Raw genomic sequence first — 23,617 nt, forward strand, 5'->3', positions numbered from 1 at the left:
CGCGGCGATTGTCACGCACGACAGCGCGCCGCCCGACATGGCCGGGCGCGTCGGCGTCAGGGGCTCAGCGCCTCAGAGCTTCTCGATGGGCGCGATCTTGATGAGGAGCTTCTTGCGGCCCGCGGAGTCGAACGCGATCTCGGCGATGCGCTTGGCTCCGATGCCGGTCACGGCCGAGACCGTCCCCTCGCCGAAGTCGACGTGCTTGATGCGGTCGCCGGCCACGAGCTCCATGTCGCCGTTGTCGCGGACCTGCCCGGACACGCGGTTCGCCCATTCGGTCTTCGGACGGGTCTTCTGCGCTGCGGCCGCCCGGTCGTACGAGCCACCGCCCCAGCCGCCACCGCCGCGGTACCCGCCGCCAGCGCCGCCGCCCGAGCCGCCGATCCCGCCGCCCCGTCGGGCGTTGAGGGCCCGGGGTTCGGTCCCGCCGCGGCTGTTCGCCATGCCGGGAGACTGCTTCCACTCGATGAGCCCCTCGGGGATCTCCTGCAGGAAGCGGGACGGCATCGCCACGTTGACGTCACCGAACTGCGCGCGGGTCATCGCGAGCGACAGGAAGAGGGACTTCTTGGCGCGGGTGATCCCCACGTAGAAGAGCCGGCGTTCCTCGGACGGGCCACCCGGCTCGTTCGCCGACATCCGGTGCGGCAGCAGGTCTTCCTCGACGCCGGTGAGGAACACCGCGTCGTACTCGAGCCCCTTCGCCGTGTGCAGGGTCATGAGCGACACCGTTCCCGACGAGTCGTCGAGCTCGTCCGCCGCGGCGACGAGGGAGACCTCGGTCAGGAAGTCGGACAGCGTGCCCTCGGGGTTGTTCTTCTGGAACTCCCGCGTCACCGCGACGAGCTCGTCGATGTTGTCCGCACGGGCGGCGTCCTGCGCGTCGGGCGACTTCCGGAGGTTCTCGAGCAGCCCCGAGCCGTCGAGCAGCTGCGTGAGGGTGTCCACGACCGGCTGGGTACCGGCGCGGGACGAGACGTCGTCGAGCAGGGCGGCGAAGGCCGTGATCGCGTTGCGCACCTTCGGCCCGAACCCGAGTTCGTCGGCGTGCCGGAGGGCGTCCCGCATCGTCGTCTCGTGCTCGTCGGCGTAGCGCTGCAGGGTGGTCTCGGTGACCGCGCCGATGCCGCGCTTCGGGACGTTGAGGACCCGTCGGAGTGCCATCGGGTCGGCCGGGTTGGCGACGGTGATCAGGTACGCCATGGCGTCCTTGATCTCGGCGCGCTCGTAGAACTTCGTGCCGCCGAGGACCCGGTACGGGATCGCCGCCCGGATGAAGATCTCCTCCAGCGCACGGGTCTGCGAGTTCGTCCGGTAGAAGACGGCCATGTCGCGGTAGGACATGCCGTCCTCGTGCAGGCGCTGGATCTCGTCGGCGACGAACTGGGCCTCGTCGTGCCCGGTGTAGCCCGTGAACCCGACGATCTTGTCGCCCGCGCCGACGTCCGTGAACAGGTTCTTCGCCTGCCGGTCGAAGTTGTTCGCGATGACGGCGTTCGCGGCGTCGAGGATGTTCTGCGTCGACCGGTAGTTCTGCTCGAGCAGGACGACCTTCGAGTTCGGGAAGTCCCGCTCGAACTCGACGATGTTGCGGATGTCCGCCCCGCGGAAGGCGTAGATGGACTGGTCGGAGTCGCCGACGACGGTCAGCGACGCCGGGGCGATCGACCCGTCGGCCTCGCGCATGCGGGCCACGTGCTGCCCGGCGTCCTCGAGCTTGTCCACCTGCTCGACCGGGACCGGCCGCGTGAGCTCGCGGATGAGGGCGTACTGCGCGTGGTTGGTGTCCTGGTACTCGTCGACGAGGATGAACCGGAACCGGCGCTGGTAGAGCGCGGCGACCTCGGGGAAGGCGCGGAAGAGGAACACCGTCTGGCCGATGAGGTCGTCGAAGTCGAACGCGTTCGCCCGGCGCAGCTCGTTCGTGTACCGCCGGAAGACCTCGGTGAACATGACCTCTTGCGGGTCGTTCGCGTTGATGTTCCGGGCGTAGGAGTCGATGTCCTGCAGCTCGTTCTTGAGCTTCGAGATCTTCGAGGCCGCAGCGCCGACGGTCAGCCCGAGCGAGTCCGCCTCGAGCTCCTTGATGATCCGCTTGAGCAGGGCCTTCGAGTCGGCGGAGTCGTAGATCGTGAACGACTGCGCGAAGCCGAAGCGCTCGGCCTCGCGCCGGAGGATCCGCACGCACGCCGAGTGGAAGGTGGAGATCCACATCCCCTCGGACGCCTGCCCGACCAGCGCCCGCACGCGCTCGCGCATCTCGGCCGCGGCCTTGTTCGTGAAGGTGATCGCCAGGATCTGCGACGGCCAGGCTTCTCGGTTGGCGAGCAGCAGGGCGATGCGGCGGGTCAGCACGCTCGTCTTGCCGGAGCCCGCGCCCGCCACGATGAGCAGGGACTCGCCGCGGTACTCGACGGCTTCCTTCTGCTGGGGGTTCAGACCCGCGGTGAAGGGGTCGTCGTAGGCGCGGTCACCGGCGCCGGAACCGTCAGCACGGCCGGGCGTCGAGTCGAAGGGGTCGAGCACGATCGTCATGTCCGGGACAGTCTAGGCCGGGCCTCCGACAGCCGAGCGGGCGAGCACGGCCAGGTCGGTGTGGTCGGCGAAGACCCCGTCGACGCCGGTGCGGACGACCGAGGTGAACCACCGCTCCCAGTCGCCGAACGCCGCGACCTCGCCGCCGCGACGCAACGGCGCCGGCAGGAACCGGTTCTCCGGCCGCAGCGTCCACGTGTACACGGCGAGCCCGGCTTCGTGCGCGCGGTCGACGACGGCGCTCCGCACGGGTGCCGGATCCTCGAGCGCGACGCTGTCCACCCCGGCCATCAGCGTCCCCAGGTCGACGCTGATGCCGTGGAACTCCGTCGCGAACGCCGTGAGCGCGTCGTCGGACCGCTCGGCCGCGTACGTGGGAGCCAACGACCCGTGGGACGCGACCTCGTCCGCCGCGCTGCCCCGCGCCTCCTGGAGGTAGACGAGCCGCCCGCCGGTCCCGCGCTCCCGGAGGTCCCGCAGCACGCCCTTCTCGAAGCTCTCGACGGTGAGGCGCTCGTCCCCGCGCCACCCGGTCTCGGCGAGGACCCCGTCGAGGAGCTGCCCCATCGGGAAGCCGGCGCGGTCGAAGAAGTCGGCGTGCTTGACCTCCGCGACGAGTCCGACCGGCCGTGGAGCCGCGTCGAGGATCGCGAGCAGGTCCTCGAGGCGGAGGACCGGCTCCTCGCCGTCGTGCTCCGCCGACCCCGGTCGCAGGGCGGGGAGGCGCTCGCGGGTCCGCAGCGTCCGCAGCTCGGCCCACGTGAAGTCCTCGGTGAACCAGCCCGTCGTCTTCTGCCCGTCGACCGTCTTCGTCGTGCGCAGGTGCCGGAACTCGGGGTGGTCTGCGACGTCGGTCGTGCCGGAGACCTCGTTCTCGTGCCGCAGCACCAGCACGCCGTCCTTCGTGGGCACGAGGTCCGGCTCGATCGCGTCGGCACCGAGTTCGATCGCGAGCTCGTAGGCGCTCCGCGAGTGCTCGGGACGGTAGCCGGACGCGCCGCGGTGGGCGATCACCAGGGTCATGGCCCCGACACTACGGCCACATCCGGCGCGCGGCGTCCCGGGGCCGGTAGGTTCACGGCATGGGGCTCGCCCGGGGGTGGAAGCGGAGCAGCGTCGCCGCGGCGACGGTGCTGGTCGGCGTCGCGGCGTGGGTCGTGCCGGCCTCCGGATCGGCGCCCCTGCACCTCGCCGAGGGCGGGGGCGAGGTCTGCACGGAGGGTCGCACGGACGCCACCGTCGGCATCGCGATGCTCGACCACCCGACGGGCGACCCGATCGTCGTCAGCGCGGTGTCCGGCCCGGGGGACGGCGTGCGCATCGTCGACGCGTTCGTGGTCCGGTACCCGAACGGTGCGTCGGACCCGCTCCGGTACGGGACGGACGAGTGGCCGGTCCCCGCACGCTGGGGCGAGCCGGAACCGGCGCTCGGCGCGTCGGTCGCCGCGGGCGATGCCGCCGACCTCGTCGTGCACGTCCGCCGCGATGCGCGCGACGGCGGCACGGTGGGTCCGGTGCGGGTCGCGTACACGCAGGGCGCGCGGCTGTGGTCGGAGACGACCGGTACCGAGGTCTCGCTGCGCGCGCACTGCTGATCCAGGAGGCGCGGTGCCGGTCCACCCCGACCCTCGCCGTGAGCGGTCGGCGGGCTCCGGGCCGGTTCGGGGCGCGCACGCAGCGCACGACCGTAGGCTGCGCTCGTCGGGTCCCCACGGGGCCGCTTCCGCTCGCCGCGAATCCTCAGCCTTCCGCGACCGAGCCCACCTAGGCTGAGAGGACTCGAATCTCCAAGGAAGAGGACACCATGGCCTTCAAGCCCGGTTTCGACCAGTCCCCCGCCTTCAACAACCAGGGGCCCAACACCTGGGGTGGGCGCGGCGCTGGTCAGCAGCAGGCCGGCTGGGGACAGACCCCGCAGCAGGCACAGGGCGGGATGACCCCCGAGCAGCTGCAGTACATGTACGACCGCCCGGCGGCGAGCACGGTCGACACGGACCGCATGTCGTACGAGGACACCATCGTCAAGACGCTGCTCGCGTTCGGCGTGCTCGTCGTGGGTGCCGTGGCCGGCTGGAACGCACCGATGATCGTCTGGATCATCGGCGCCGTCGCCGGGTTCGTGCTGGCGCTCGTCAACATGTTCAAGAAGAAGCCGTCGCCCGGGCTCGTCCTGGCGTACTCCTTCGCCCAGGGACTGTTCGTCGGTGGCATCTCGCACTACTACCAGAACGCGTTCGGCGGCATCGTCGTGCAGGCCGTGTTCGGCACGCTCGGTGTCTTCGCCGTGACGCTCGCGCTGTTCGCCTCCGGCAAGGTCCGCGCGACGCCGAAGGCCACGCGCTTCTTCCTCGTCGCGATGGTCGGGTACCTGGTGTTCTCGCTCATCAACCTGGTCCTCATGTGGACCGGCGTGACGCAGACCGCGTTCGGTGCCCTCGGGTTCGAGATCTTCGGCATCCCGCTCGGCGTGATCATCGGCATCCTCGTCGTGGTCATGGCGGCGTACTCGCTGATCCTCGACTTCGACCAGATCCAGACCGGCGTCCGTCGTGGCGCTCCCCGGATCTACGCGTGGACGGCGGCGTTCGGGCTCATCGTCACGATCGTGTGGCTGTACCTCGAGATCCTGCGCATCCTCGCCATCGTCGCGAGCAGCCAGCGCAACTAGTACTCGGCACGACCCGAAGGGCCCCGGCGAACACGCCGGGGCCCTTCGTCGTTCCCGGGCCTTCCGATCCTGCTCCCGGTCCTGGCCCCGCTCGGCCGCCTGGTGTGGTCGCCGAGCGTCGTCGCCGATCGTCGTCGCCGAGCGTCGTCACCGAGCGGGCAGGACACGCCGCGGGTGGTGCGCCGAGCGGGCGGAACGCGTCGGTCGGTGGCGCCGAGCGGGACGGAAACGGCCCGTTCGCGAGCAGGGCCCCCGGACGCAGGACGGCCCGGCACGCAGGACGCGTGCCGGGCCGTCAGCGCGGGAGGACTACTCCCACTCGATCGTCCCCGGCGGCTTCGACGTGACGTCGAGCACGACCCGGTTCACGTCGGGCACCTCGTTCGTGATGCGGTTCGAGATCTTCGCGAGGGTGTCGTACGGCAGGCGCGTCCAGTCGGCGGTCATGGCGTCTTCCGACGAGACCGGACGGAGCACGATGGGGTGGCCGTACGTGCGACCGTCGCCCTGGACGCCCACGGAACGGACATCGGCGAGCAGGACGACCGGGCACTGCCAGATCTCCTCGTCCAGGCCGGCCGCGGTGAGCTCTTCGCGGGCGATCTTGTCGGCCGCGCGGAGCAGCTCGAGGCGGTCCTTCGTGACCTCGCCGACGATGCGGATGCCGAGGCCCGGACCGGGGAACGGCTGGCGACCGACGATGACCTCGGGCAGACCGAGCTCGCGACCGACCGCGCGGACCTCGTCCTTGAACAGGGTGCGGAGCGGCTCGACGAGCTCGAACGTCATGTCGTCGGGGAGACCGCCGACGTTGTGGTGCGACTTGATGTTCGCCGTACCCGAGCCACCGCCGGACTCGACGACGTCCGGGTAGAGCGTGCCCTGCACGAGGAACTTGACCTCGCCGGCGTCCGATCCCTCGGCCGACTCGGCGCGGGCCTCGAGCACGAGGGCCTCGGCCGCGGCCTCGAAGGTGCGGATGAACTCGCGCCCGATGATCTTGCGCTTCTGCTCCGGGTCGCTCACGCCGGCGAGGGCGTCGAGGAACTGCTGCTCGGCGTCGATCGTGATGAGCCGCACACCGGTGGAGGCGACGTAGTCCTCTTCCACCTGCTTGCGCTCGTCGGCGCGGAGGAGCCCGTGGTCGACGAAGACGCACGTGAGCTGGTCGCCGACGGCCTTGTGCACGAGCGCCGCGGCGACGGCGGAGTCGACGCCGCCGGAGAGTCCGGCGATGACCCGGGCGGAACCGACCTGAGCGCGGATGCGTTCGACCTGCTCCTCGATCACGTTCGCGGAGTTCCAGTCGCCGGGGAGCCCGGCGGCACGGTGCAGGAAGTTCTCGAGCACGGCCTGGCCGTACACCGAGTGCTTGACCTCGGGGTGCCACTGCACGCCGTAGAGCTTGCGCTCGTCGGAGGCGAACGCGGCGACGGGGGTCGAGGCGCTGGACGCGAGGACCTCGAAGCCCTCGGGTGCCTTCGCCACGGAGTCGCCGTGCGACATCCAGGTCACCTGGGACTCCGGCTGATCGCCGAGGAGCGTGCTCGTGCCGGGCGAGAGCGTGACGTCGGTCGCGCCGTACTCGCGCAGCCCGGTGTTCGCCACCTCGCCACCGAGCGCGGTCGCCATGGCCTGGAAGCCGTAGCAGATGCCGAGCACGGGGACGCCGAGGTCGAGGATGTCGCCGTCGAGCGCGGGCGCTCCGGTCTCGTACACGGACGACGGGCCGCCGGACAGCACGATGGCCGCGGGGTCCTTCGCACGGACCTCGTCCGCCGTGATCGAGTGCGGGACGATCTCGCTGTAGACGTTCGCTTCACGGACCCGACGCGCGATGAGCTGCGCGTACTGGGCACCGAAGTCGACGACGAGGACGGGACGCTGTTCGGTCTCGCTCACCGAGCGGCCTCCTTCTCACGCTGCTGGGCAGCGGTCAGCTCGTGGTAGGTGTCCATGGCGATCTTCTGCATGCGGTGCTCGACCACGAACGACATGAACGGGATGATGCCCCCGAGGGCGATGAGCAGGAAGCGGATCGGCTTCCAGCGCATGATGCTCCACAGACGGAAGTCGGTGAAGAGGTAGAGCACGTACAGCCAGCCGTGGGCGATGAGGATGCCGATCGACAGGTTGAAGGTGCCGGGCTCCTTGCCCGCCGTGCCCTCCGGCACGAAGAACGCACCGCCGCCGAGCTGCATCTCGAGGTGCAGCGGCGTGTACTTGATGACCATCTCGACCACCAGGGCGAGCAGCAGCACGCCGGTGATGTACGCCGAGACGCGGTACCACTTCACCGCGCCCGGGATCTTCGGGATGTCGCGGGTACGGACGGTCAGAGCCATATCGGCCATCCTACCGTCGGTCGACGAGGGCACCGTCGACGCTGAGTGCGGCCTCACGCCGCTCTTCTTCCTCACGCTCCCAGGCGTCCTTCACGAACCGGTACCAGAGGAAGACGGCGAACCCGGCGAACACGACCCACTCGATCGCGTAGAACAGGTTGAGCCAGTCGAACTGGACCTCGCGCGAGGGCGCCCGGTCGGCGATGGTGCCGAGGTCGGCCGCCTTCGCCGTGGTGCCGTCGGCGACGACGTACCCGAGGTACATCCGGTCGTCGAACGCCTTCCACGTGTTCACGAACCGGGCCGGCGCGACCGCCGAGTACTCGCCCTTGTCGTAGGTGTCCTGGTCGGGCGATTCGGCCGGGTAGTAGCGCCCCTCGACCGTGAGCCGCGTGCCGTCCGCCAGACGGTCACCACCGGCGACGGCGGCGGACCGCTGGTCGGACCATCCGATCACCACCGGGAGGCTCGCCCCGCTCGTGTCGTCCACCAGGTGTCCGACGGTCTGGTACGTCCCGCCACCGGTCCGGCCGGTCAGGACGGTGGTGTCACCGGCGACGAACGTCCCCGTGACCGTCACCTTCTGCCCGGCCATCTTCTCGGTCGCGGGCTGCATCGGCCCGGTCACGGCGTCGAGGCTCTTCCGGTTCTCGGTCGTCGCGGGGAGGGGTGTGCCGTTGGCGATGCTCCGCTCGAGCTGCCACTTGCCCAGCCCGGCGAACACCGCCGCGAGCACGAGCGCCAGCAACAGCAGCGCGATCCACCTCGGTCGTCGGGCTACGGCCCACATCTGTATCAGTACTCCGGATCGCGCTGGCGGACCGGGCGCTCGGGGCGCTCGGCGGGGGTCTCGACCGACGACGTCCGGGGCTCGGACACCGTCTCCGGAGACTCATTCTCCCGCTCTTGGCTGCCAGCGGCCTCCACCAGGGCGAACTCCTCGGCGAACTGGCGGTCGCGCTCCGCCCGACGAGCGGCAGCGGCGGCGTCCGACTCGGCCTCTGCCGCCTCGGCCGCGGCAGCCGCTGCGACCGCTCGACGGCCGCCGAGACGGGTCCGCAGGCGTGCCAGACGGGCCGGGCGGATCACGAGCCGACCGATGCGGTCCGAATTGACCGCGAGCAACGGCCCGAGGATCGCCATGACGAGGACGTACAGGCCCGCGAAGGCGGTGATGCGGGCTTCGAGCCCTGCAGCGGCCGAGAGCGTCGCGAGGATCAGCGCGAACTCGCCGCGGTTCACCAGGATGACGGCGGTGTTGATCCCCTGCTGGACATTGAAGCCGTTCATGCGCGCGACGAGCTGTCCCGCGATGGCGTTCAGCGCGACGGTCATGCCGATCGCACCGAGCACCGGCCAGAGCACCTCGCCGAAGGTCGACAGGTCGAGCCCGAGGCCGAAGTTCACGAAGAAGAACGCCGCGAACACGTCGCGCATCGGCAGGGCGAGCTGCTCGATGCGGTCGCGGTAGCGCGTGGCGCCGCAGAGCAGGCCGATCACGAACGCCCCGATCGCGTCCGTGACACCGAGCAGGTCGCCGATGCCGCCGAACATGACCGCGAGGCCGAAGAACAGCACGGTGAACAGCTCGTCGTCACGGGTCGCGAAGATCCGGGACACCCACTTGCCGGCGAACCGGGCCAGCGTGAACATCACGATGAGGAACCCGAACGCGAGCGCGAGCTTGCCGACGACACCCCACACGTTCGTGTCGCCGGAGAGGACCACCGAGACGATCGCGAGGTAGATCGCGATGAAGACGTCCTCGATCACGGTGACGCCGAGGATCATCGGGGTCTCGTCGTTCGCCAGGCGACGGAGCTCGATGAGGAGCTTCGTCACGATCGCGCTCGACGAGGTCGCCGTCATGCCGGCGATGATGAGGGCTTCGCGGGTGCCCCACCCGAGCGAGAACCCGAAGGCGAACCCGACGCCCATGTTGATGGCGACGTACGTGCCACCGGACACCAGGAGCTTGCCGGCGTTGCCGTAGAACTCTTCCTGGTCGAACTCCAACCCGAGGTTGAACAGCAGCAGGATGAGCCCGAACGTCGCGATCAGCTCGATCGTGTGCGACTCGACGTTCAGCCCGATCCACGGGGTGTGGGGACTCGCGATGAGCCCCACGACCATGTAGATCGGGATCGCGGGCAGTCCGATCGTCTTGCCGAGTCGTCCGAGGACGTAGGCGATGATGAAGAGGATGCCGATGGTGAGGAGCTCACCACCCAGGTGCACGGGCTAGCTCCTCGGCGGGGCCTCGGCCGCAGCGGCCGCAAGCTCTCCGCTGCGGTAGAACGAGAACGCCTTCGCGACCTTCTCGGGTGCACCGGCGACGACGATGGTGTCGCCCGGGAACACGACGAAGTCGGACGACGGGGCCGGGTTGGCGCTGTCACCACGGACGACCGCCACGACGGTCAGGCCGATGAAGCCCGAGTCATGCAGGTCGCCGAGGGGCTTGCCGGCGATGGCGTCGTCGTAGTCGACCGAGAACCAGTCGATGCTGAGGCCCGGGATCTCGTCGAGCTTGTCGAGACCCTCGGTGATGCGCGTGCCGCCGAGGAGTTCGGCGAGCGTGTGCGCCTCGTCCTCACTGAGGCGCAGCGACACCTTCTCCGACTTGTCGGCGCCGTCCGAGACGTCGGCGAAGGAGATGAGGTCGGAGTGACCCGACCGGTGCGTGATGACACCGCACTTGCCACCGTCGTCGGTGTAGAAGCTGTGCAGCACGCCGACTCCGGGGAGTTTGACGCGATGGACGTCGACCATGATGGCTCCCTTTTCGAGTACCCCGATGATAACCACCGCGATGGTCCGTCCATTCCGTTCCGCTACAGTCCGGTGGACGGGGACGACAGGGGGAACGCTGTGGACGAGCAGGACAGGACCAACCGGCTGGTGGCCGGCACCGGGATCGCGGTGGTGGCACTCTACGCCGCACTGCTCGCCGTCCAGGCACTCGTGCTCGATCCACTCGCGGCCGTGCCGGGCGCCTCGCTCGGCGAGGTCCACGGGCACCTGGAGCGCCAGGGCTTCGCGGTCGGCACCGACATCGCCGTCGTCGTCGGGATCGCCGTCGTCGGCGTCGCCCTGGCGATCGGCCTCGCCACCTCGCTCGTCGTCACCCGCGCACGGCCGTACGTCACGGCCGCGGTCCTGCTCGGGGTGGTCGCGCTCGGCGGTCCGATGACCTGGTGGAGCGGCTTCTGGCTCGGCATGGACGTCGCCGACGCGTACGGCGTCGGCGGTGGAGCGCACACCGCCTGGGCCGGTGTCCTCCTCGTCACCAGCGCGATCGCGCTGGCCGCGATCCCGTTCGTCCTCGTGGTCGGCCAGGCGATCAGTGCTCGCCGGACCACGCACCGGTCGCGCGCTGCCTGACGGAGCCGACCCGCGCCTCCAGGCAGTCGAGAGCCAGGAGGCACGGGGCGCGTCCTACTCGGGCTCGCTCGTCTTCTCGCCGACCACCTGCTCGTCGGACGCCTTGGCGCCCTCCGCGCCGCTCGACCGGCCACCGCCGACCACCACGTCGTCCTCGTCGAAGCCGAACGCGATGTCCGGCGCCTCGAGCCGCACGCGGTCCGCCGAGGCGTCGTCGGGCTGCAGCTGCGACTCGCGTTCCGCGGCGACGCGCTTGAGGTAGTTCGAGACCTCGTTCTCGGTGGTCTCCTGGTCCCAGCCGAGCACGTCCGCCATGAGCTTCGCGGCGACGGGGGCCGCCGACTCACCGCGGTCCCACGCCTCGATCGAGATGCGGGTGCGGCGGGCGAGGACGTCCTCGAGGTGCAGGGCGCCCTCGTGCGAGGCCGCGTAGACGACCTCGGCGCCGATGTAGTCGTCGGCACCGGGGAGCGGCTCGGCGAGGGACGGGTCCTGCTTCACGAGCCGGAGCACCTCGGTCGCGAGCGTGCCGTAGCGGTTCAGCAGGTGCTCGATGCGGACCTTGTGCACGCCGAAGCTCCGCGCGGTGCGGCCGCGACGGTTCCAGGCGGCCGGGTAGCCCTCGGCACCGAGCAGCGGGATGTCCTCGGTGGTCGAGCCCGGGATCTTCCCGTCCATCGCCGCGACGGCCTCGTCGATGGCGTCCTTGCCCATCACGCGGTACGTGGTCCACTTGCCGCCGGCGACGACCACGAGCCCGGGGACCGTGTGCGCGACGACGTGCTCGCGGCTGAGCTTCGACGTCTGGTCGGACTCCCCCGCGAGCAGCGGCCGGAGTCCGGCGTACACGCCCTCGACGTCCTCACGCGTGAGCGGGACCGCGAGGACCTTGTTGACGTGCTCGAGGATGTAGTCGATGTCCGCCGCGGTCGCCGCCGGGTGCGCCTTGTCGAGGTACCAGTCGGTGTCCGTCGTGCCGACCAGCCAGTGCCGGCCCCACGGGATCACGAAGAGCACGCTCTTCTCGGTGCGGAGGATCATGCCCGTGTTCGACTGGAAGCGGTCGCGTGGGATGACCAGGTGCACGCCCTTCGACGCCCGCACCTTGAACTGCCCACGGGTCCCGACCATCGCCTGGGTGTCGTCCGTCCAGACGCCCGTCGCGTTGACGACCTGCTTGGCCCGGATGTCGAACTTCTCGCCCGTCTGGATGTCGTGCGCGTGCGCCCCCACGACCCGCTCGCCGACCTTGATGAAGCCCTCGATGCGCACGCGGCTCGCGGCGGAGGCGCCGTACGACGCCGCCGTGCGCACGAGCGACGCGACGTACCGGGCGTCGTCGACCTGGGCGTCGTAGTACGTCATGCCGCCGACGAAGGCGTCCTTCTTGAGGCCGGGCATGTTCTTGAGGACCTGGCTCCGGCTGAGGTGCCGGTGGTGCGGGACCCCCGGCGGCCGACCACCGGACCAGCTGAAGACGTCGTACATCGCCATGCCGATGCCGATGTAGAAGCGCTCCCACACGCGGTGGTTGAGCGGGTAGAGGAAGCGGACGGGCTTCACGAGGTGCGGGGCGATGCGCTGCAGCAGGAGGCCGCGTTCGATCAGTGCCTCGCGGACGAGCGCGAAGTTCAGCTGCTCGAGGTAGCGGATGCCGCCGTGGACGAGCTTCGACGAGCGGCTCGAGGTCCCCGAGCCCCAGTCGCGGGCCTCGACGATGCCGACGCTGAGGCCACGGGTGACGGCGTCGAGTGCGCTGCCGCCACCGACGATGCCACCGCCGACGACCAGGACGTCGAGCTCCTTGGTCTTCAGGGTCTCGATGGCGGCCGCGCGTTCGTCGGGGCCGAGCTTCGCCGACGGGTCGAACCCCACCCCCGGGGCGGCGGTCTCGGGCCGGGCGGGCCGGGTCGCGCTGGACGTGCTCGTGCTGGTCTTCGCCATCGTCGCCTCCGTGTCACGGTGACGCCGGGCGTCACCCGCGCCGGAGTGCGGGTGCCACCGTCAGTTCCGGTGGTACGGCGCCACGACCACTTCTACTCGCTGGAACTCCTTGACGTCGGAGTATCCGGTCGTGGCCATCGATCGACGCAGGGCGCCGACGATGTTCGCGCGGCCGTCCCACGTCGGGGTGGGGCCGTTCAGGACGTTCTCGAGCGGGGCGATCGTGCCGACCTCGACCCGGCGGCCGCGCGGCAGCTCAGGGTGGTGCGCCTCGGCGCCCCAGTGGAACCCGCCGCCGGGGGCCTCGGTCGCGCGGGCCAGTGCGGTGCCGAGCATCACGGCGTCGGCGCCCATCGCGATGGCCTTGACGACGTCGCCGGCGGTGTCGAGCCCGCCGTCGGCGATGACGTGCACGTAGCGGCCGCCGGACTCGTCCATGTAGTCACGGCGAGCGCCCGCGATGTCCGCGACCGCCGTGGCCATCGGGGCGTGGATGCCGAGGGCGGCCCGCGTGGTCGATGCCGCGCCGCCACCGAAGCCGACGAGCACACCAGCGGCACCGGTGCGCATGAGGTGCAGGGCCGCCGTGTAGGTCGAGGCGCCGCCCACGATCACCGGGACGTCGAGCTCGTAGATGAACTTCTTGAGGTTGAGCGGCTCGGTGTTCTGCGAGACGTGCTCGGCCGAGACCGTCGTGCCGCGGATGACGAAGAGGTCGACACCGGCGTCGACGACGGTCTGCGAGAACTCCTGCGTGCGCTGGGGGCTGAGCGACCCGGCGACCGGGACACCGGCGGCGCGGATCTCGGCCAGGCGCGCGGTGATCAGCTCGGCCTTGACCGGCTCGGAGTAGATCTCCTGCATGCGCTTCGTGACGTTGCCGTCGGTGAGCGCCTTGATCTCGTCGAAGTAGGGCGTCGGGTCCTCGTAGCGGGTCCAGAGGCCCTCGAGGTCGAGGACGCCGAGCATGCCGAGCCGGCCCATCTGGATGACCGTCGCGGGCGAGGCGACGGAGTCCATCGGGGCCGAGAGGATCGGCGACTCGAACGTGAACGCGTCGATCGACCACTGCACGCTCACGTCACGCGGGTCACGCGTGCGCCGCGAGGGGACCACCGCGATGTCGTCGAACGCGTACGCCCGACGTCCGCGCTTGCCAGCACCGATCTCGACTTCACTCACCCGGCAAGCCTAGCGGTCGTGTCCCCCGGGTGACACGGGCGCGACGGGCAGGGCGCGCGGCGGACGTCAGCGCGTCCGGCGTGCGCGGCGCCTGCGGAGCGTCCGCAGGACGAGCCCGAGCAGCAGCGCGAGCACCACCAGCACGCCGACCAGCGCCGCGGCGACCTTCACGAGCAGCGCCGCCCCGACGAAGAGCACGGCGAACACCAGCCACACGAGGGCGTCGAGCACGAGGGGGCCGGGAGTCCGCACGCGACCGACGATAGCGACCCGGCGGGGGCGGGTCGCGCCTCCTGGCCGACGACGCGCCGTCCCGGCGACGTGGGCCGCGCACCGGTCCGCATGAGGAGCGGGGCCGTGCGGCGCTGAGCGTCCACGCACGACCCCACTCGGTGCGGGTACCGCCCCCACAGCGGCACCCACGGTCGACACCGCTCGCTCAGCGCGCGGAGTCGACGTCCTTGGCGAGCGTCCCCAGGTACAGCTCGATGACCTTCGGGTCGTCGGCGAGCTCCTTCCCGGTGCCCGAGTACGCGTTCTTCCCCTGGTCGAGCACGTACCCACGATCGCAGATCTGCAGACAGCGTCGCGCGTTCTGCTCCACCATGACGATCGACACACCGGCCTTGTTGATCCGACGTGTGCGGATGAACGTCTCGTCCTGGCGCACGGGCGACAGCCCCGCGGAGGGTTCGTCGAGCAGCAGCACCTTCGGGTCCATCATGAGCGCCCGGGCCATCGCGACCGACTGCCGCTCACCGCCGGACAGCGATCCGGCACGCTGGCCCTTCCGCTGGCCGAGGACGGGGAACAGGTCGTAGATGACCTCGAGCCGCTCGGCGAACTTCCGGGGCCGCAGGTACAGCCCCATCTGCAGGTTCTCCTCGATCGAGAGCGAGGGGAAGACGTTGTTCGTCTGCGGGACGAAGCCCACGCCGGCCTGCACGAGCTTGTTCGCCTTGAGGTTGGTGATGTCCTCGCCCTGCAGGGTGACCGAGCCCTCGCGGATGGACACGAGGCCGAACAGGGCCTTGAGGAGCGTCGACTTGCCGGCACCGTTCGGCCCGATGATCCCGATGAGCTCGCCCGGGTAGCAGTCGAGGTCGCAGCCGTTCAGGATGTTCACCCCCGGCAGGTAGCCGGCGACGAGGTTCTTCGCGCTGAGCACGGGCTCGCGTTCCAGCGTGGCCGCCGGAGCGGCGGTCGCCGGCGACGGACTGGAGGCGCTGCTCGCGTTCGTGGGCTCGCTTGCGTCGGTCATCGGGTCGCCTCCTGCTCGTCTTCTTCCGCTACTTCCTCGGCGAGTTCCTCGTAGGTCTCCTCGTTGAGGAGCGAGTCGTCACCGAGGTCGGTGTCGTGGTGCGCACCGAGGTACGCGTCGATGACCGCACGGTCGTCCATCACCGTGTCGGCCGGGCCCTCGGCGACGACCTTGCCCTCGGCCATCACGACGACCCAGTCCGAGATGTGGCGGACCATGTGCATGTCGTGCTCGACGAAGAGCACGGTCATGCCGTCGTCGCGCAGGGACTGAATGTGCCCGAGCAGCGACTGGGTCAGCGCCGGGTTCACGCCGGCCATCGGCTCGTCGAGCATGATCATCGTCGGGTCGGACATGAGCGCCCGAGCCATCTCGAGGAGCTTGCGCTGCCCGCCGGACAGCGAGCCCGCGTAGTCGTCGGCCTTCGTGTCGAGCTTGAAGCGGGCGAGGAGGTCCTCGGCCTTCGCCGTGATCTCGCGCTCCCGCTTCCGCCAGAGCGCCGGGACGAGGCCGACGAAGAAGTTCTCGCCGGGCTGGTCGCGGGCGCCGAGGAGCATGTTCTGCATCACGGTGAGGCGGCTGAGCGCCTTCGTGAGCTGGAACGTGCGGACCATGCCCTTGTTCGCGATGTGGGTGGCGCTGGTCTTCTGCAGGGTGTTGCCGTCGAACCGGGTCGTCGCGCCGGGGCTCGGCTTGTCGAACCCGGTGAGCAGGTTGAAGAACGTCGTCTTGCCGGCGCCGTTCGGGCCGATGAGGGCGGTGATGGATCCCCGCTGGACCTCGAGGTGGTCGACGTCGACCGCGGTCATGCCGCCGAAGCGACGGGTGACGTCGTCGACGACCAGGATCGGGTCGTTCTTGGGGTGGGCGTACGGCTCAGACACTGAACGTCAACTCCTTCTTGTTGCCCAGGAGGCCCTGTGGACGGAACACGATGAGGAGCATGAGCGCGACGCCGACGAGCACGTAGGAGAACTGCTCGGCCTGCTGCGCGTTCATGATCGAGTTCGGGATGAAGTCACCGGCGAGGGTGCGGATCGCGAGTCGGACGACGAAGAAGAGCACGGCGCCGAGCACCGGTCCGAACACCGTCGCCGCACCGCCGAGGATGAGCGCCGTCCAGATGAAGAACGTCATCGAGCGACCCATCGCGTCCGGTTGCACCGAACTCGGCAGGACGTAGATGATCCCGGCCAGGGCCCCGAGCGCACCGCCGAACACGAGCGCCTGCATCTTGTACGAGTAGACGTTCTTGCCGAGGGAGCGGACGGCGTCCTCGTCCTCGCGGATGGCCTTCACGACACGGCCCCAGGGGCTCCGCATGAGCAGGAACAGCACGAGCGTGAACAGGGCGACGAGCCCCCACGCCGCGATCCGGATCCACCAGCCGTTGACGCCGTTGTTCGAGTACGTGAACCACAGGATCGTGGTGGTGCCGTCGGGGAGCGGGCTGAGCGCGTTGAACGGGTCGCGGTAGCTCGACCCGGTGATGCCGTTCGAGCCGCCGGTCGTCGTGGTGAGCAGGCTCGACCGTCCCACCATGCGGATGATCTCGGCGCCGGAGATCGTCACGATCGCCAGGTAGTCGCCGCGCAGCCGCAGGGTCGGGATGCCGAGGATGATCGCGAACACGATCGACACGAGCAACGCGACCAGGACGGCCATCACGAACGGCAGTCCGTTGGTGATCGAGATCGCGAAGCCGTAGGCGCCGAGCAGCAGGAACGCCGCCTGGCCCATGTTGACCAGTCCGGTGAGTCCGAAGTGGACGTTGAGGCCGATCGCGGCGAGCGCGAACGCCGCCGTGGTCGGGGCGAGTGCTTCCTGCGTGAGGGAGGACAGCAGGTTGAGGATGTAGTCCATGGCGGCGCTCCTTAGCCGATCCGCTCGGCGCGGCCGAAGATGCCCTGCGGCCGGAACAGCAGGATGAGGATGAGGATCACGAGGGCGGTGGCGTACTTGAAGTCACCGGGCAGCACGAGGTTCGTGAGCTCCACGACGACGCCGATGATCATCGAGCCGACGAGTGCGCCGTAGGCGGTCCCGAGGCCACCGAGCGTGACCGAGGCGAACATGAGCAGCAGCAGCTGCAGGCCGGTCTGCCAGTTCACGCCGTTGAGCACGAGGCCGAGCATCACGCCGGAGAGCCCCGCGAGGCCGGCGGCGAGCGTCCACACGAACCGGATGACCCGGTCGACGTCGATGCCGGACGCGCTGGCCAGTGCCGGGTTGTCCGACACCGCGCGGGTCGCACGGCCGAAGCGCGTCTTCGCGAGGAACAGACCGGTCGCGACGAGGACGACGAGCGCGATGCCCATCGCCACGTACGACTGCACCGTGAGCGTGACCCCGGCGAACCGGACCGTCTCGGGGTTGCCCTGCTGGATGCGGACGGTCGAGGCGCCGAAGAAGTACTGGAACGCGTACTGCGCGGCGATCGACAACCCGATCGTCACGATCATGAGCTGCGTCAGGCTGATGCGCTTGCGCCGCAACGGCCGCCAGATGCCGGCGTCCTGCAGGTACCCGGTCGCCGCGCACAGCAGCGTGACCACCACCCCCGTCAGCCAGATGTTCCACCCGAGCTGGTTCGCGAAGAGGTAGGCGAGCAACCCGCCGAGGGTGACCTGCTCACCGTGCGAGAAGCTCGACAGGCCGGTCGTGCCGTAGATGAGCGAGAGGCCCACCGACGCCAGCGCGATGAGGAGCCCGAGCCGGATGCCGGACGCGAACTGCTGCCAGGCGCGCTGGGGCGTGACGCTCGTCGCGTCGTCGTTCGTGACGACGCCCTGCTGGTCGGACAGCTGGAAGATCTGCCCGACGTTCGCGTTGAGGCTCGCCGACACGGTGCGCTTCGCGTCCGCCGCGTTCGTCAGGTACTGGCCCTTGGGCAGCGTGTCCTGGTCGACGCTCACGGTGTAGCTGCCCGCCTCGGTCACGCTCACCGACCAGCGCCCGGCGTCGGACGTCGTCGCGGTCTGCGCGAAGCCACCCGGCCCGGCGACGTCGACGTCGACGCCCGGGACCGGTTCGCGGTCCGAGTCGGTGATCGTGCCCTGGATGCAGCCGTTCGTCGGGCTGACCGTGCACGGCTGGGTGCTGGCGGGTGCGGTGCTCGCGGACGCGGATGCGCTCGCGGTCGGGGCCGAGGTGGCGCCGATCGCCGGCAGCGTCACCGCCCAGTCGATCAGGAAGGTCGCCATGAACGCGAGCACGAGGACGGCCATGATGACCGGTCGCTTTCGTCCAGGGCGGAGGCGGAACCTGCGCAGCAGTGCAGGTCCCGGCGGAGTGATGGATCCCACGGAAGAGCCTCTCGTTCGGATGACGAGGACGCTAGGGGGATTGTGTGACACCCGTGTTTCCATCACGTTCCCTGTGTGATTCGTGCCGCAACTGTGACGTTGTGGAGGAAGGACGGACGGAGGTCCCGGGACGGGGCCGCACCGCGCCTCCTGGCTGCTCACGGGTGTCCACGGGGCGGAATGCGGAAGAGCGCCTGCGCGTTACCATGGTCTATCCGGAACCCGCCGCAGCGTTCCCGGTGTCTCGACCACTTCACCTCGCCCACGAAGGGGACCCATGGACCAGCCGGATCCGTTCGGATTCATCGGACTCACGTACGACGACGTCATGCTCCTGCCGGGGTACACCGACGTCATCCCGAGCGAGGCGTCGACCGCGTCCCGGCTCACCAAGCGCATCACGGTCAACGTCCCGCTGCTCTCCGCGGCGATGGACACCGTGACCGAGGCACGCATGGCGATCGCCATGGCCCGACAGGGCGGCATCGGGATCCTGCACCGCAACATGTCGATCGCCGACCAGGCGGCCGCGGTCGACAAGGTCAAGCGCAGCGAGTCGGGCATGATCACCAACCCGGTGACCACCAGCCCGGACGCCACCGTGGCCGAGGTCGACGCGCTCTGCGGACAGTTCCGCGTCTCCGGCCTGCCGGTGGTCGAGGGTGACGGCACCCTCGTCGGCATCATCACCAACCGCGACATGCGGTTCGTGGCGCCGTTCGAGCAGCAGACCACGCTCGTGCGCGACGTCATGACGAAGGCCCCGCTCATCACGGCCCCGGTCGGCATCGACCCGGACGACGCCGTCGCGATCTTCGCCGAGCACAAGATCGAGAAGCTCCCCCTCGTCGACGAGGACGGCAAGCTCCGCGGTCTCATCACCGTCAAGGACTTCGACAAGAGCGAGAAGTACCCGGACGCCACGAAGGACGACGCCGGACGCCTGCGCGTCGGCGCCGCGATCGGCTTCTTCGGCGACGCCTGGGAGCGCGCGACCGCGCTGCGCGAGGCCGGCGTGGACGTCCTCGTCGTCGACACCGCCAACGGCCACAGCGCCGGCGTGCTCGACATGGTCCGCCGTCTCAAGGCTGACCCGGCGTTCGCCGCGGTGGACGTCATCGGCGGGCAGGCCGCCACGCGCGAGGGCGCCCAGGCGCTCATCGACGCGGGTGTCGACGCCGTGAAGGTCGGCGTCGGCCCGGGATCGATCTGCACGACGCGCGTCGTCGCGGGTGTCGGCGTCCCGCAGGTCACCGCCGTGTACGAGGCCTCCCTCGCCGCGCGTGAGGCCGGCGTGCCGGTCATCGCCGACGGCGGGCTGCAGTACTCGGGCGACATCGCGAAGGCCCTCGTGGCCGGCGCCGACACCGTGATGCTCGGCTCGCTCCTCGCCGGCACCGACGAGTCGCCCGGTGACCTGGTGTTCGTCAACGGCAAGCAGTTCAAGGCCTACCGCGGGATGGGCTCCCTCGGCGCCCTGCAGACCCGCGGCAAGAAGACCTCGTACTCGAAGGACCGCTACTTCCAGGCCGACGTCCCCTCGGACGACAAGCTCGTGCCGGAGGGCATCGAGGGCCAGGTCCCGTACCGCGGCTCGGTGGCGAACGTCGTCTACCAGCTCGTCGGCGGCCTGCGGCAGTCGATGTTCTACGTCGGCGGCCGGACCGTCCCGGAGCTCAAGGCCCGCGGCAAGTTCGTCCGGATCACCCCGGCCGGGCTCAAGGAGTCGCACCCGCACGACGTGCAGATGGTCGTCGAGGCGCCGAACTACAGCCGCTGACCCGACCAGCACCCTCGAACGCCCCTGCTCCCGGACGGAGCGGGGGCGTTCGTCGTCGGTCGGCAGTAGGGTCGCGGCATGGTCAGCGCCGTGTCCCACACCTCGATCGACTGCCGTGACGCCTACACGCTCGCAGAGTGGTGGAAGCAGGTCCTCGGCTACGTCGACGTCGCCGACGACCCGAACGCGCCCGGGCACGAGGAGTGCATGATCGTCGCTCCCGACGGCTCGCACCACGTGCTCTTCATCGAGGTGCCGGAAGCGAAGGCCGTGAAGAACCGCATCCACTTCGACCTGCGGCCGACCGACCGGACCCGCGACGAAGAAGTCGTCCGGCTGCGGGGCATCGGCGCGCTCGAACTGGCCGACCGACGCACGGCGACCGGCGGCTGGGTGGTGTTCGCCGATCCCGAGGGGAACGAGTTCTGCGTCCTCCGGTCCCAGGCCGAGCTCGACGCCTGACTCCGGCCAGCCCCCACCCGGGCGGCCGGCGTCCCTGTCCGGACTGCGCGGGTCCGGTCGACCGCGCCCGGGCGCCCGGCTCGAGACCCGCGGGTTTCCGCAGACCTCGCGTCACGGCTGGGTAACGAAACACTTTGCGTACCGCCCCGTCACGCGGCTGAAACACCGTGACCCTACGTTCTCTCACATCCCCAGCGGGACCTGAGGTTCCGCGCAGAGAAAGGGCTCCACGGATGATCAGAACCACCCGTGCCACCACGGCACTGGCAGTGGCAGGAGCGGCGGCGCTCCTCCTCGCCGCCTGTTCCACCACCAGCGGCGGCACCTCACCGTCCTCCTCCGCGTCGGGAGGCGCGAAGAAGGACCCCGCCGCGAGCTGCAAGGCCCCCGACACCCCGGGCACCGACGCGCTGAAGATCGGCACGATCCTCCCGCTCACCGGTTCGCTCGCCTACCTGAACCCGCCCGCGGAGTCCGGTGTGGGACTCGCGGTGCAGGACATCAACGCGGCCGGCGGTGTGCTCGACAAGGACGTCACCATCGACCCCGCCACCGACTCCGGTGACAGCAACGACATGACGGTGTCGAGCTCCGCGGCGACGAAGCTCGTGAACGCGAAGGTCCCGGTCGCGATCGGCGCCGAGTCCTCCAGCGTCACGCTCAACGTCATCGACCAGCTCACGAGCAACTGCATCGTGGAGATCTCCCCCGCGAACACCGCCTCGGACCTGTCCGGCTACTCGTCGTACTACTACCGGACCGCTCCGCCGGACTCGGTGCAGGGTTCGGCGCTCGGCCAGCTCGTCACGGGTGACGGCAACGCCAAGGTCGCGTTCCTCGTCTTCAACGACACCTACGGCACCGGCCTCCGCAACACCGTGCAGAAGGCGATCGAGGACTCGGGCGGATCCGTCGTCTACGGCGGCAAGGGCAAGGGCCAGGAGTTCCCGCCCGGCCAGACGACCTTCTCCTCCGAGGTGACCGCTGCGCTCGCCACGAAGCCGGACGCCATCGTCGTCCTGGCCTTCGACGAGACGAAGTCGATCATCCCGGAGCTGAAGTCGCAGGACGCCGACATGTCGAAGATCTACATGTCCGACGGCAACACCGCGGACTACTCGAAGGACTTCGACAAGGGCACGCTGACCGGCGCGCAGGGCACCATCCCCGGTGCCTCGCCGAAGGACGAGTTCAAGGCCCAGCTGTCCGCCTACTACAAGAAGTCGTCGGGCAAGGACCTCGCCGACTACTCGTACGCGGCTGAGTCGTACGACGCCACCGTCCTCGCCGCGCTGGCCGCGGTGAAGGGCAAGGGCACGGACTCCGGCACCATCCAGGCCAACATGGCCGCGGTGTCCGGTGCCGACGGCGGCACGGAGTGCTCGACGTTCAAGGACTGCGTCGCCCTGCTCGACAAGGGTGAGGACATCCACTACACGGGTCCGTCGGGCATCGGTCCGTTCGACGACAACAACGACCCGTCGAGCGCCTACATCGGCATCTACAAGTTCGACGGCGACAACAAGCCCGTCTACCAGAGCGCGATCCAGGGCTCGGTCAAGAAGTAGTCGGCAGCACCAGATCGACAGCGCCTCGCGGCCCGGCCGCGGGGCGCTGTCGCGTGCGGCGGCGGCGACGACGGCGTGCCGAGACTCGGCTGCGCGGACAGTTCCGTGGCGGACACGGCGCGAAACTGTCCGCCGGGCCGAGACTCGGGGCCCGGCGGGCGGGCCGGCAGGCGGACAGGACACGGGCCCTGGAGGCGCGGCTCGGCCCGGTCAGACCGGCTCGGCCGCGGTGGGCGCCACCGCCCGGCGCCGCGATGCCCGAGCGGCCAGGAACGAGTCGGCCGTCAGGATGACCAGGGCGAGCCAGACGATCCCGAAGCCGAACCACCGGGCACCCGACATCGGCTCGTGCTGCACGACCACCCCGACGAGCAGCTGCATCACCGGCGCGAGGTACTGCGTCAGCCCGAGCGTGGACAGACTCACCCGACGGGCGGACGACGCGAACAGCAGCAGTGGCACGGCCGTCGCGGGCCCGGTCAGCACCGTCACGAGGACGTGCACCCAGCCCTCGCTCGTGAACGTCACCCCGCCGCCGAGGCCGGTCGTGCCGAGGACCACCAGGGCGACCACGGCGATCGGCAGCAGCCACACGGTCTCGATCGTCAGGCCGCTCAGGGCGTCCACCGTGCCACCGACCCGCTTCTTCACGAGCCCGTACAGGCCGAACGAGAACGCCAGCACGAGGGAAATCCACGGCATCTGTCCGTAGCCCACCGCGATCACGACGACGGCCACGATGCTGATGCCGACGGCGGTCCACTGCAGCGGACGCAGGCGTTCGCGGAGCACCACGACACCGAGCGCGATCGTCACGAGCGGGTTGATGAAGTACCCGAGCGCCGCCTCGACCGTGTGGCCCGTGGTCGTCGCCGCGACGTACACGGTCCAGTTCACCAGGATGAGCACGGCCGCGAGGCCCATCACGAGCATCACCCGACGCTGGGCCATCAGGGTGCGGGTCCGGAGCCAGGAGCGGGTGACGGCGATCGCGATCGCGCAGAACACCAGCCCGAAGACGATCCGCCAGGCGACGATCTCGAACGCGCCGGCGGGGGCCATCGCCGCGAAGAGCAACGGCATGAGTCCCCACAGCCCGTACGCGATGATCGCCTGCACGACGCCGACGGATGCCTCGCTGCGGGCCGGGCGCGCCGGGGACGGTTCACTCACGGAACCA

At 70.0% G+C, this 23,617-nt stretch carries 21 protein-coding genes; 6 read left to right on the top strand and 15 right to left on the bottom strand.

Translation table 11 applies throughout. The features are described 5' to 3' along the window. Window positions 1-72: 72 nt before the first annotated feature. Together BM028_RS05810 and BM028_RS05815 are read right to left on the bottom strand one after the other, a co-directional pair. Entirely contained in the window at window positions 73-2,538 is a 2,466-nt protein-coding gene (locus BM028_RS05810; protein WP_070417725.1) for an ATP-dependent helicase, read from the bottom strand. Between the two features lie 12 nt (window positions 2,539-2,550). Further along, window positions 2,551-3,561, bottom strand: coding sequence for a glycerophosphodiester phosphodiesterase family protein (locus BM028_RS05815; protein WP_071294783.1), 1,011 nt, complete (start codon window positions 3,559-3,561; stop codon window positions 2,551-2,553). A 59-nt stretch (window positions 3,562-3,620) separates the two neighbouring features. Between BM028_RS05815 and BM028_RS05820 the strand changes: the two genes are divergently transcribed. Then, window positions 3,621-4,133 carry a hypothetical protein gene (locus tag BM028_RS05820; RefSeq protein ID WP_092385235.1) on the top strand — a complete coding sequence of 171 codons (513 nt, stop codon included), beginning with the start codon at window positions 3,621-3,623 and terminating at the stop codon, window positions 4,131-4,133. Between the two features lie 209 nt (window positions 4,134-4,342). Next, on the top strand, window positions 4,343-5,206 hold the full coding sequence (locus BM028_RS05825) for a Bax inhibitor-1/YccA family protein (protein WP_070417722.1): 864 nt from the start codon (window positions 4,343-4,345) through the stop codon (window positions 5,204-5,206). Window positions 5,207-5,515: 309 nt separating this feature from the next. Here the strand turns inward: BM028_RS05825 and guaA are convergent, their stop codons facing one another. The 5 genes from guaA to BM028_RS05850 are packed head-to-tail and all read right to left on the bottom strand — an operon-like array spanning window position 5,516 to window position 10,323. After that, complete coding sequence (gene guaA, locus BM028_RS05830; protein ID WP_092385237.1) at window positions 5,516-7,108, bottom strand: glutamine-hydrolyzing GMP synthase; 1,593 nt, start codon at window positions 7,106-7,108, stop codon at window positions 5,516-5,518. Continuing rightward, a complete protein-coding gene (locus tag BM028_RS05835; protein WP_070417720.1) occupies window positions 7,105-7,551 on the bottom strand; it encodes a DUF3817 domain-containing protein in 447 nt (148 codons plus the stop codon). The genes guaA and BM028_RS05835 overlap by 4 nt, the downstream gene beginning before the upstream one ends. 10 nt (window positions 7,552-7,561) lie before the next feature. Then, window positions 7,562-8,341, bottom strand: coding sequence for an SURF1 family cytochrome oxidase biogenesis protein (locus BM028_RS05840; RefSeq protein ID WP_071294786.1), 780 nt, complete (start codon window positions 8,339-8,341; stop codon window positions 7,562-7,564). A gap of 5 nt (window positions 8,342-8,346) precedes the next feature. Continuing rightward, entirely contained in the window at window positions 8,347-9,789 is a 1,443-nt protein-coding gene (locus BM028_RS05845) for a cation:proton antiporter (RefSeq protein ID WP_092385239.1), read from the bottom strand. A gap of 3 nt (window positions 9,790-9,792) precedes the next feature. Continuing rightward, entirely contained in the window at window positions 9,793-10,323 is a 531-nt protein-coding gene (locus tag BM028_RS05850) for a cation:proton antiporter regulatory subunit (protein ID WP_022906983.1), read from the bottom strand. Window positions 10,324-10,422: 99 nt separating this feature from the next. Between BM028_RS05850 and BM028_RS05855 the strand changes: the two genes are divergently transcribed. Continuing rightward, a complete protein-coding gene (locus tag BM028_RS05855) occupies window positions 10,423-10,935 on the top strand; it encodes a hypothetical protein (protein WP_092385241.1) in 513 nt (170 codons plus the stop codon). 54 nt (window positions 10,936-10,989) lie between these two features. On the opposite strand, the gene BM028_RS05860 is transcribed toward BM028_RS05855, so the two are convergent. From BM028_RS05860 to BM028_RS05885, 7 genes are all read right to left on the bottom strand, one after another. Beyond that, window positions 10,990-12,879: a glycerol-3-phosphate dehydrogenase/oxidase gene (locus BM028_RS05860; protein WP_071294789.1), complete on the bottom strand. Its 1,890-nt coding sequence runs from the start codon at window positions 12,877-12,879 to the stop codon at window positions 10,990-10,992. Between the two features lie 60 nt (window positions 12,880-12,939). After that, window positions 12,940-14,061 carry a GuaB3 family IMP dehydrogenase-related protein gene (locus BM028_RS05865; RefSeq protein ID WP_071294790.1) on the bottom strand — a complete coding sequence of 374 codons (1,122 nt, stop codon included), beginning with the start codon at window positions 14,059-14,061 and terminating at the stop codon, window positions 12,940-12,942. 66 nt (window positions 14,062-14,127) lie between these two features. Continuing rightward, window positions 14,128-14,313, bottom strand: a complete 186-nt coding sequence (locus tag BM028_RS18185; protein WP_139199221.1) for a hypothetical protein — start codon at window positions 14,311-14,313, stop codon at window positions 14,128-14,130. A gap of 187 nt (window positions 14,314-14,500) precedes the next feature. Then, window positions 14,501-15,322 (bottom strand): ABC transporter ATP-binding protein, encoded by an 822-nt coding sequence (locus BM028_RS05870; RefSeq protein ID WP_070417715.1) that lies wholly within the window; start codon window positions 15,320-15,322, stop codon window positions 14,501-14,503. Further along, window positions 15,319-16,206: an ABC transporter ATP-binding protein gene (locus BM028_RS05875; protein ID WP_092385243.1), complete on the bottom strand. Its 888-nt coding sequence runs from the start codon at window positions 16,204-16,206 to the stop codon at window positions 15,319-15,321. Before BM028_RS05875 ends, BM028_RS05870 begins: the two co-directional genes overlap by 4 nt. Continuing rightward, on the bottom strand, window positions 16,199-17,185 hold the full coding sequence (locus BM028_RS05880; protein ID WP_070417713.1) for a branched-chain amino acid ABC transporter permease: 987 nt from the start codon (window positions 17,183-17,185) through the stop codon (window positions 16,199-16,201). Before BM028_RS05880 ends, BM028_RS05875 begins: the two co-directional genes overlap by 8 nt. A gap of 11 nt (window positions 17,186-17,196) precedes the next feature. Then, on the bottom strand, window positions 17,197-18,549 hold the full coding sequence (locus tag BM028_RS05885) for a branched-chain amino acid ABC transporter permease (RefSeq protein ID WP_092385245.1): 1,353 nt from the start codon (window positions 18,547-18,549) through the stop codon (window positions 17,197-17,199). 355 nt (window positions 18,550-18,904) lie between these two features. Between BM028_RS05885 and guaB the strand changes: the two genes are divergently transcribed. The 3 genes from guaB (at window position 18,905) to BM028_RS05900 (ending at window position 22,437) form a co-directional block, all read left to right on the top strand. Then, complete coding sequence (gene guaB / locus BM028_RS05890; protein WP_070417711.1) at window positions 18,905-20,407, top strand: IMP dehydrogenase; 1,503 nt, start codon at window positions 18,905-18,907, stop codon at window positions 20,405-20,407. 78 nt (window positions 20,408-20,485) lie between these two features. Continuing rightward, entirely contained in the window at window positions 20,486-20,869 is a 384-nt protein-coding gene (locus tag BM028_RS05895) for a VOC family protein (protein ID WP_092385247.1), read from the top strand. 233 nt (window positions 20,870-21,102) lie between these two features. After that, the gene (locus BM028_RS05900) at window positions 21,103-22,437 is read left to right on the top strand and encodes an ABC transporter substrate-binding protein (RefSeq protein WP_071294794.1); all 1,335 of its coding nucleotides are present in this window, start codon (window positions 21,103-21,105) and stop codon (window positions 22,435-22,437) included. A gap of 210 nt (window positions 22,438-22,647) precedes the next feature. Here the strand turns inward: BM028_RS05900 and rarD are convergent, their stop codons facing one another. Further along, window positions 22,648-23,610, bottom strand: coding sequence for an EamA family transporter RarD (gene rarD, locus BM028_RS05905; RefSeq protein ID WP_092385249.1), 963 nt, complete (start codon window positions 23,608-23,610; stop codon window positions 22,648-22,650). Window positions 23,611-23,617 lie beyond the last annotated feature (7 nt).

The sequence above is a fragment of the Curtobacterium sp. YR515 genome, assembly GCF_900113095.1.
In the GTDB taxonomy this organism is placed as follows: domain Bacteria; phylum Actinomycetota; class Actinomycetes; order Actinomycetales; family Microbacteriaceae; genus Curtobacterium.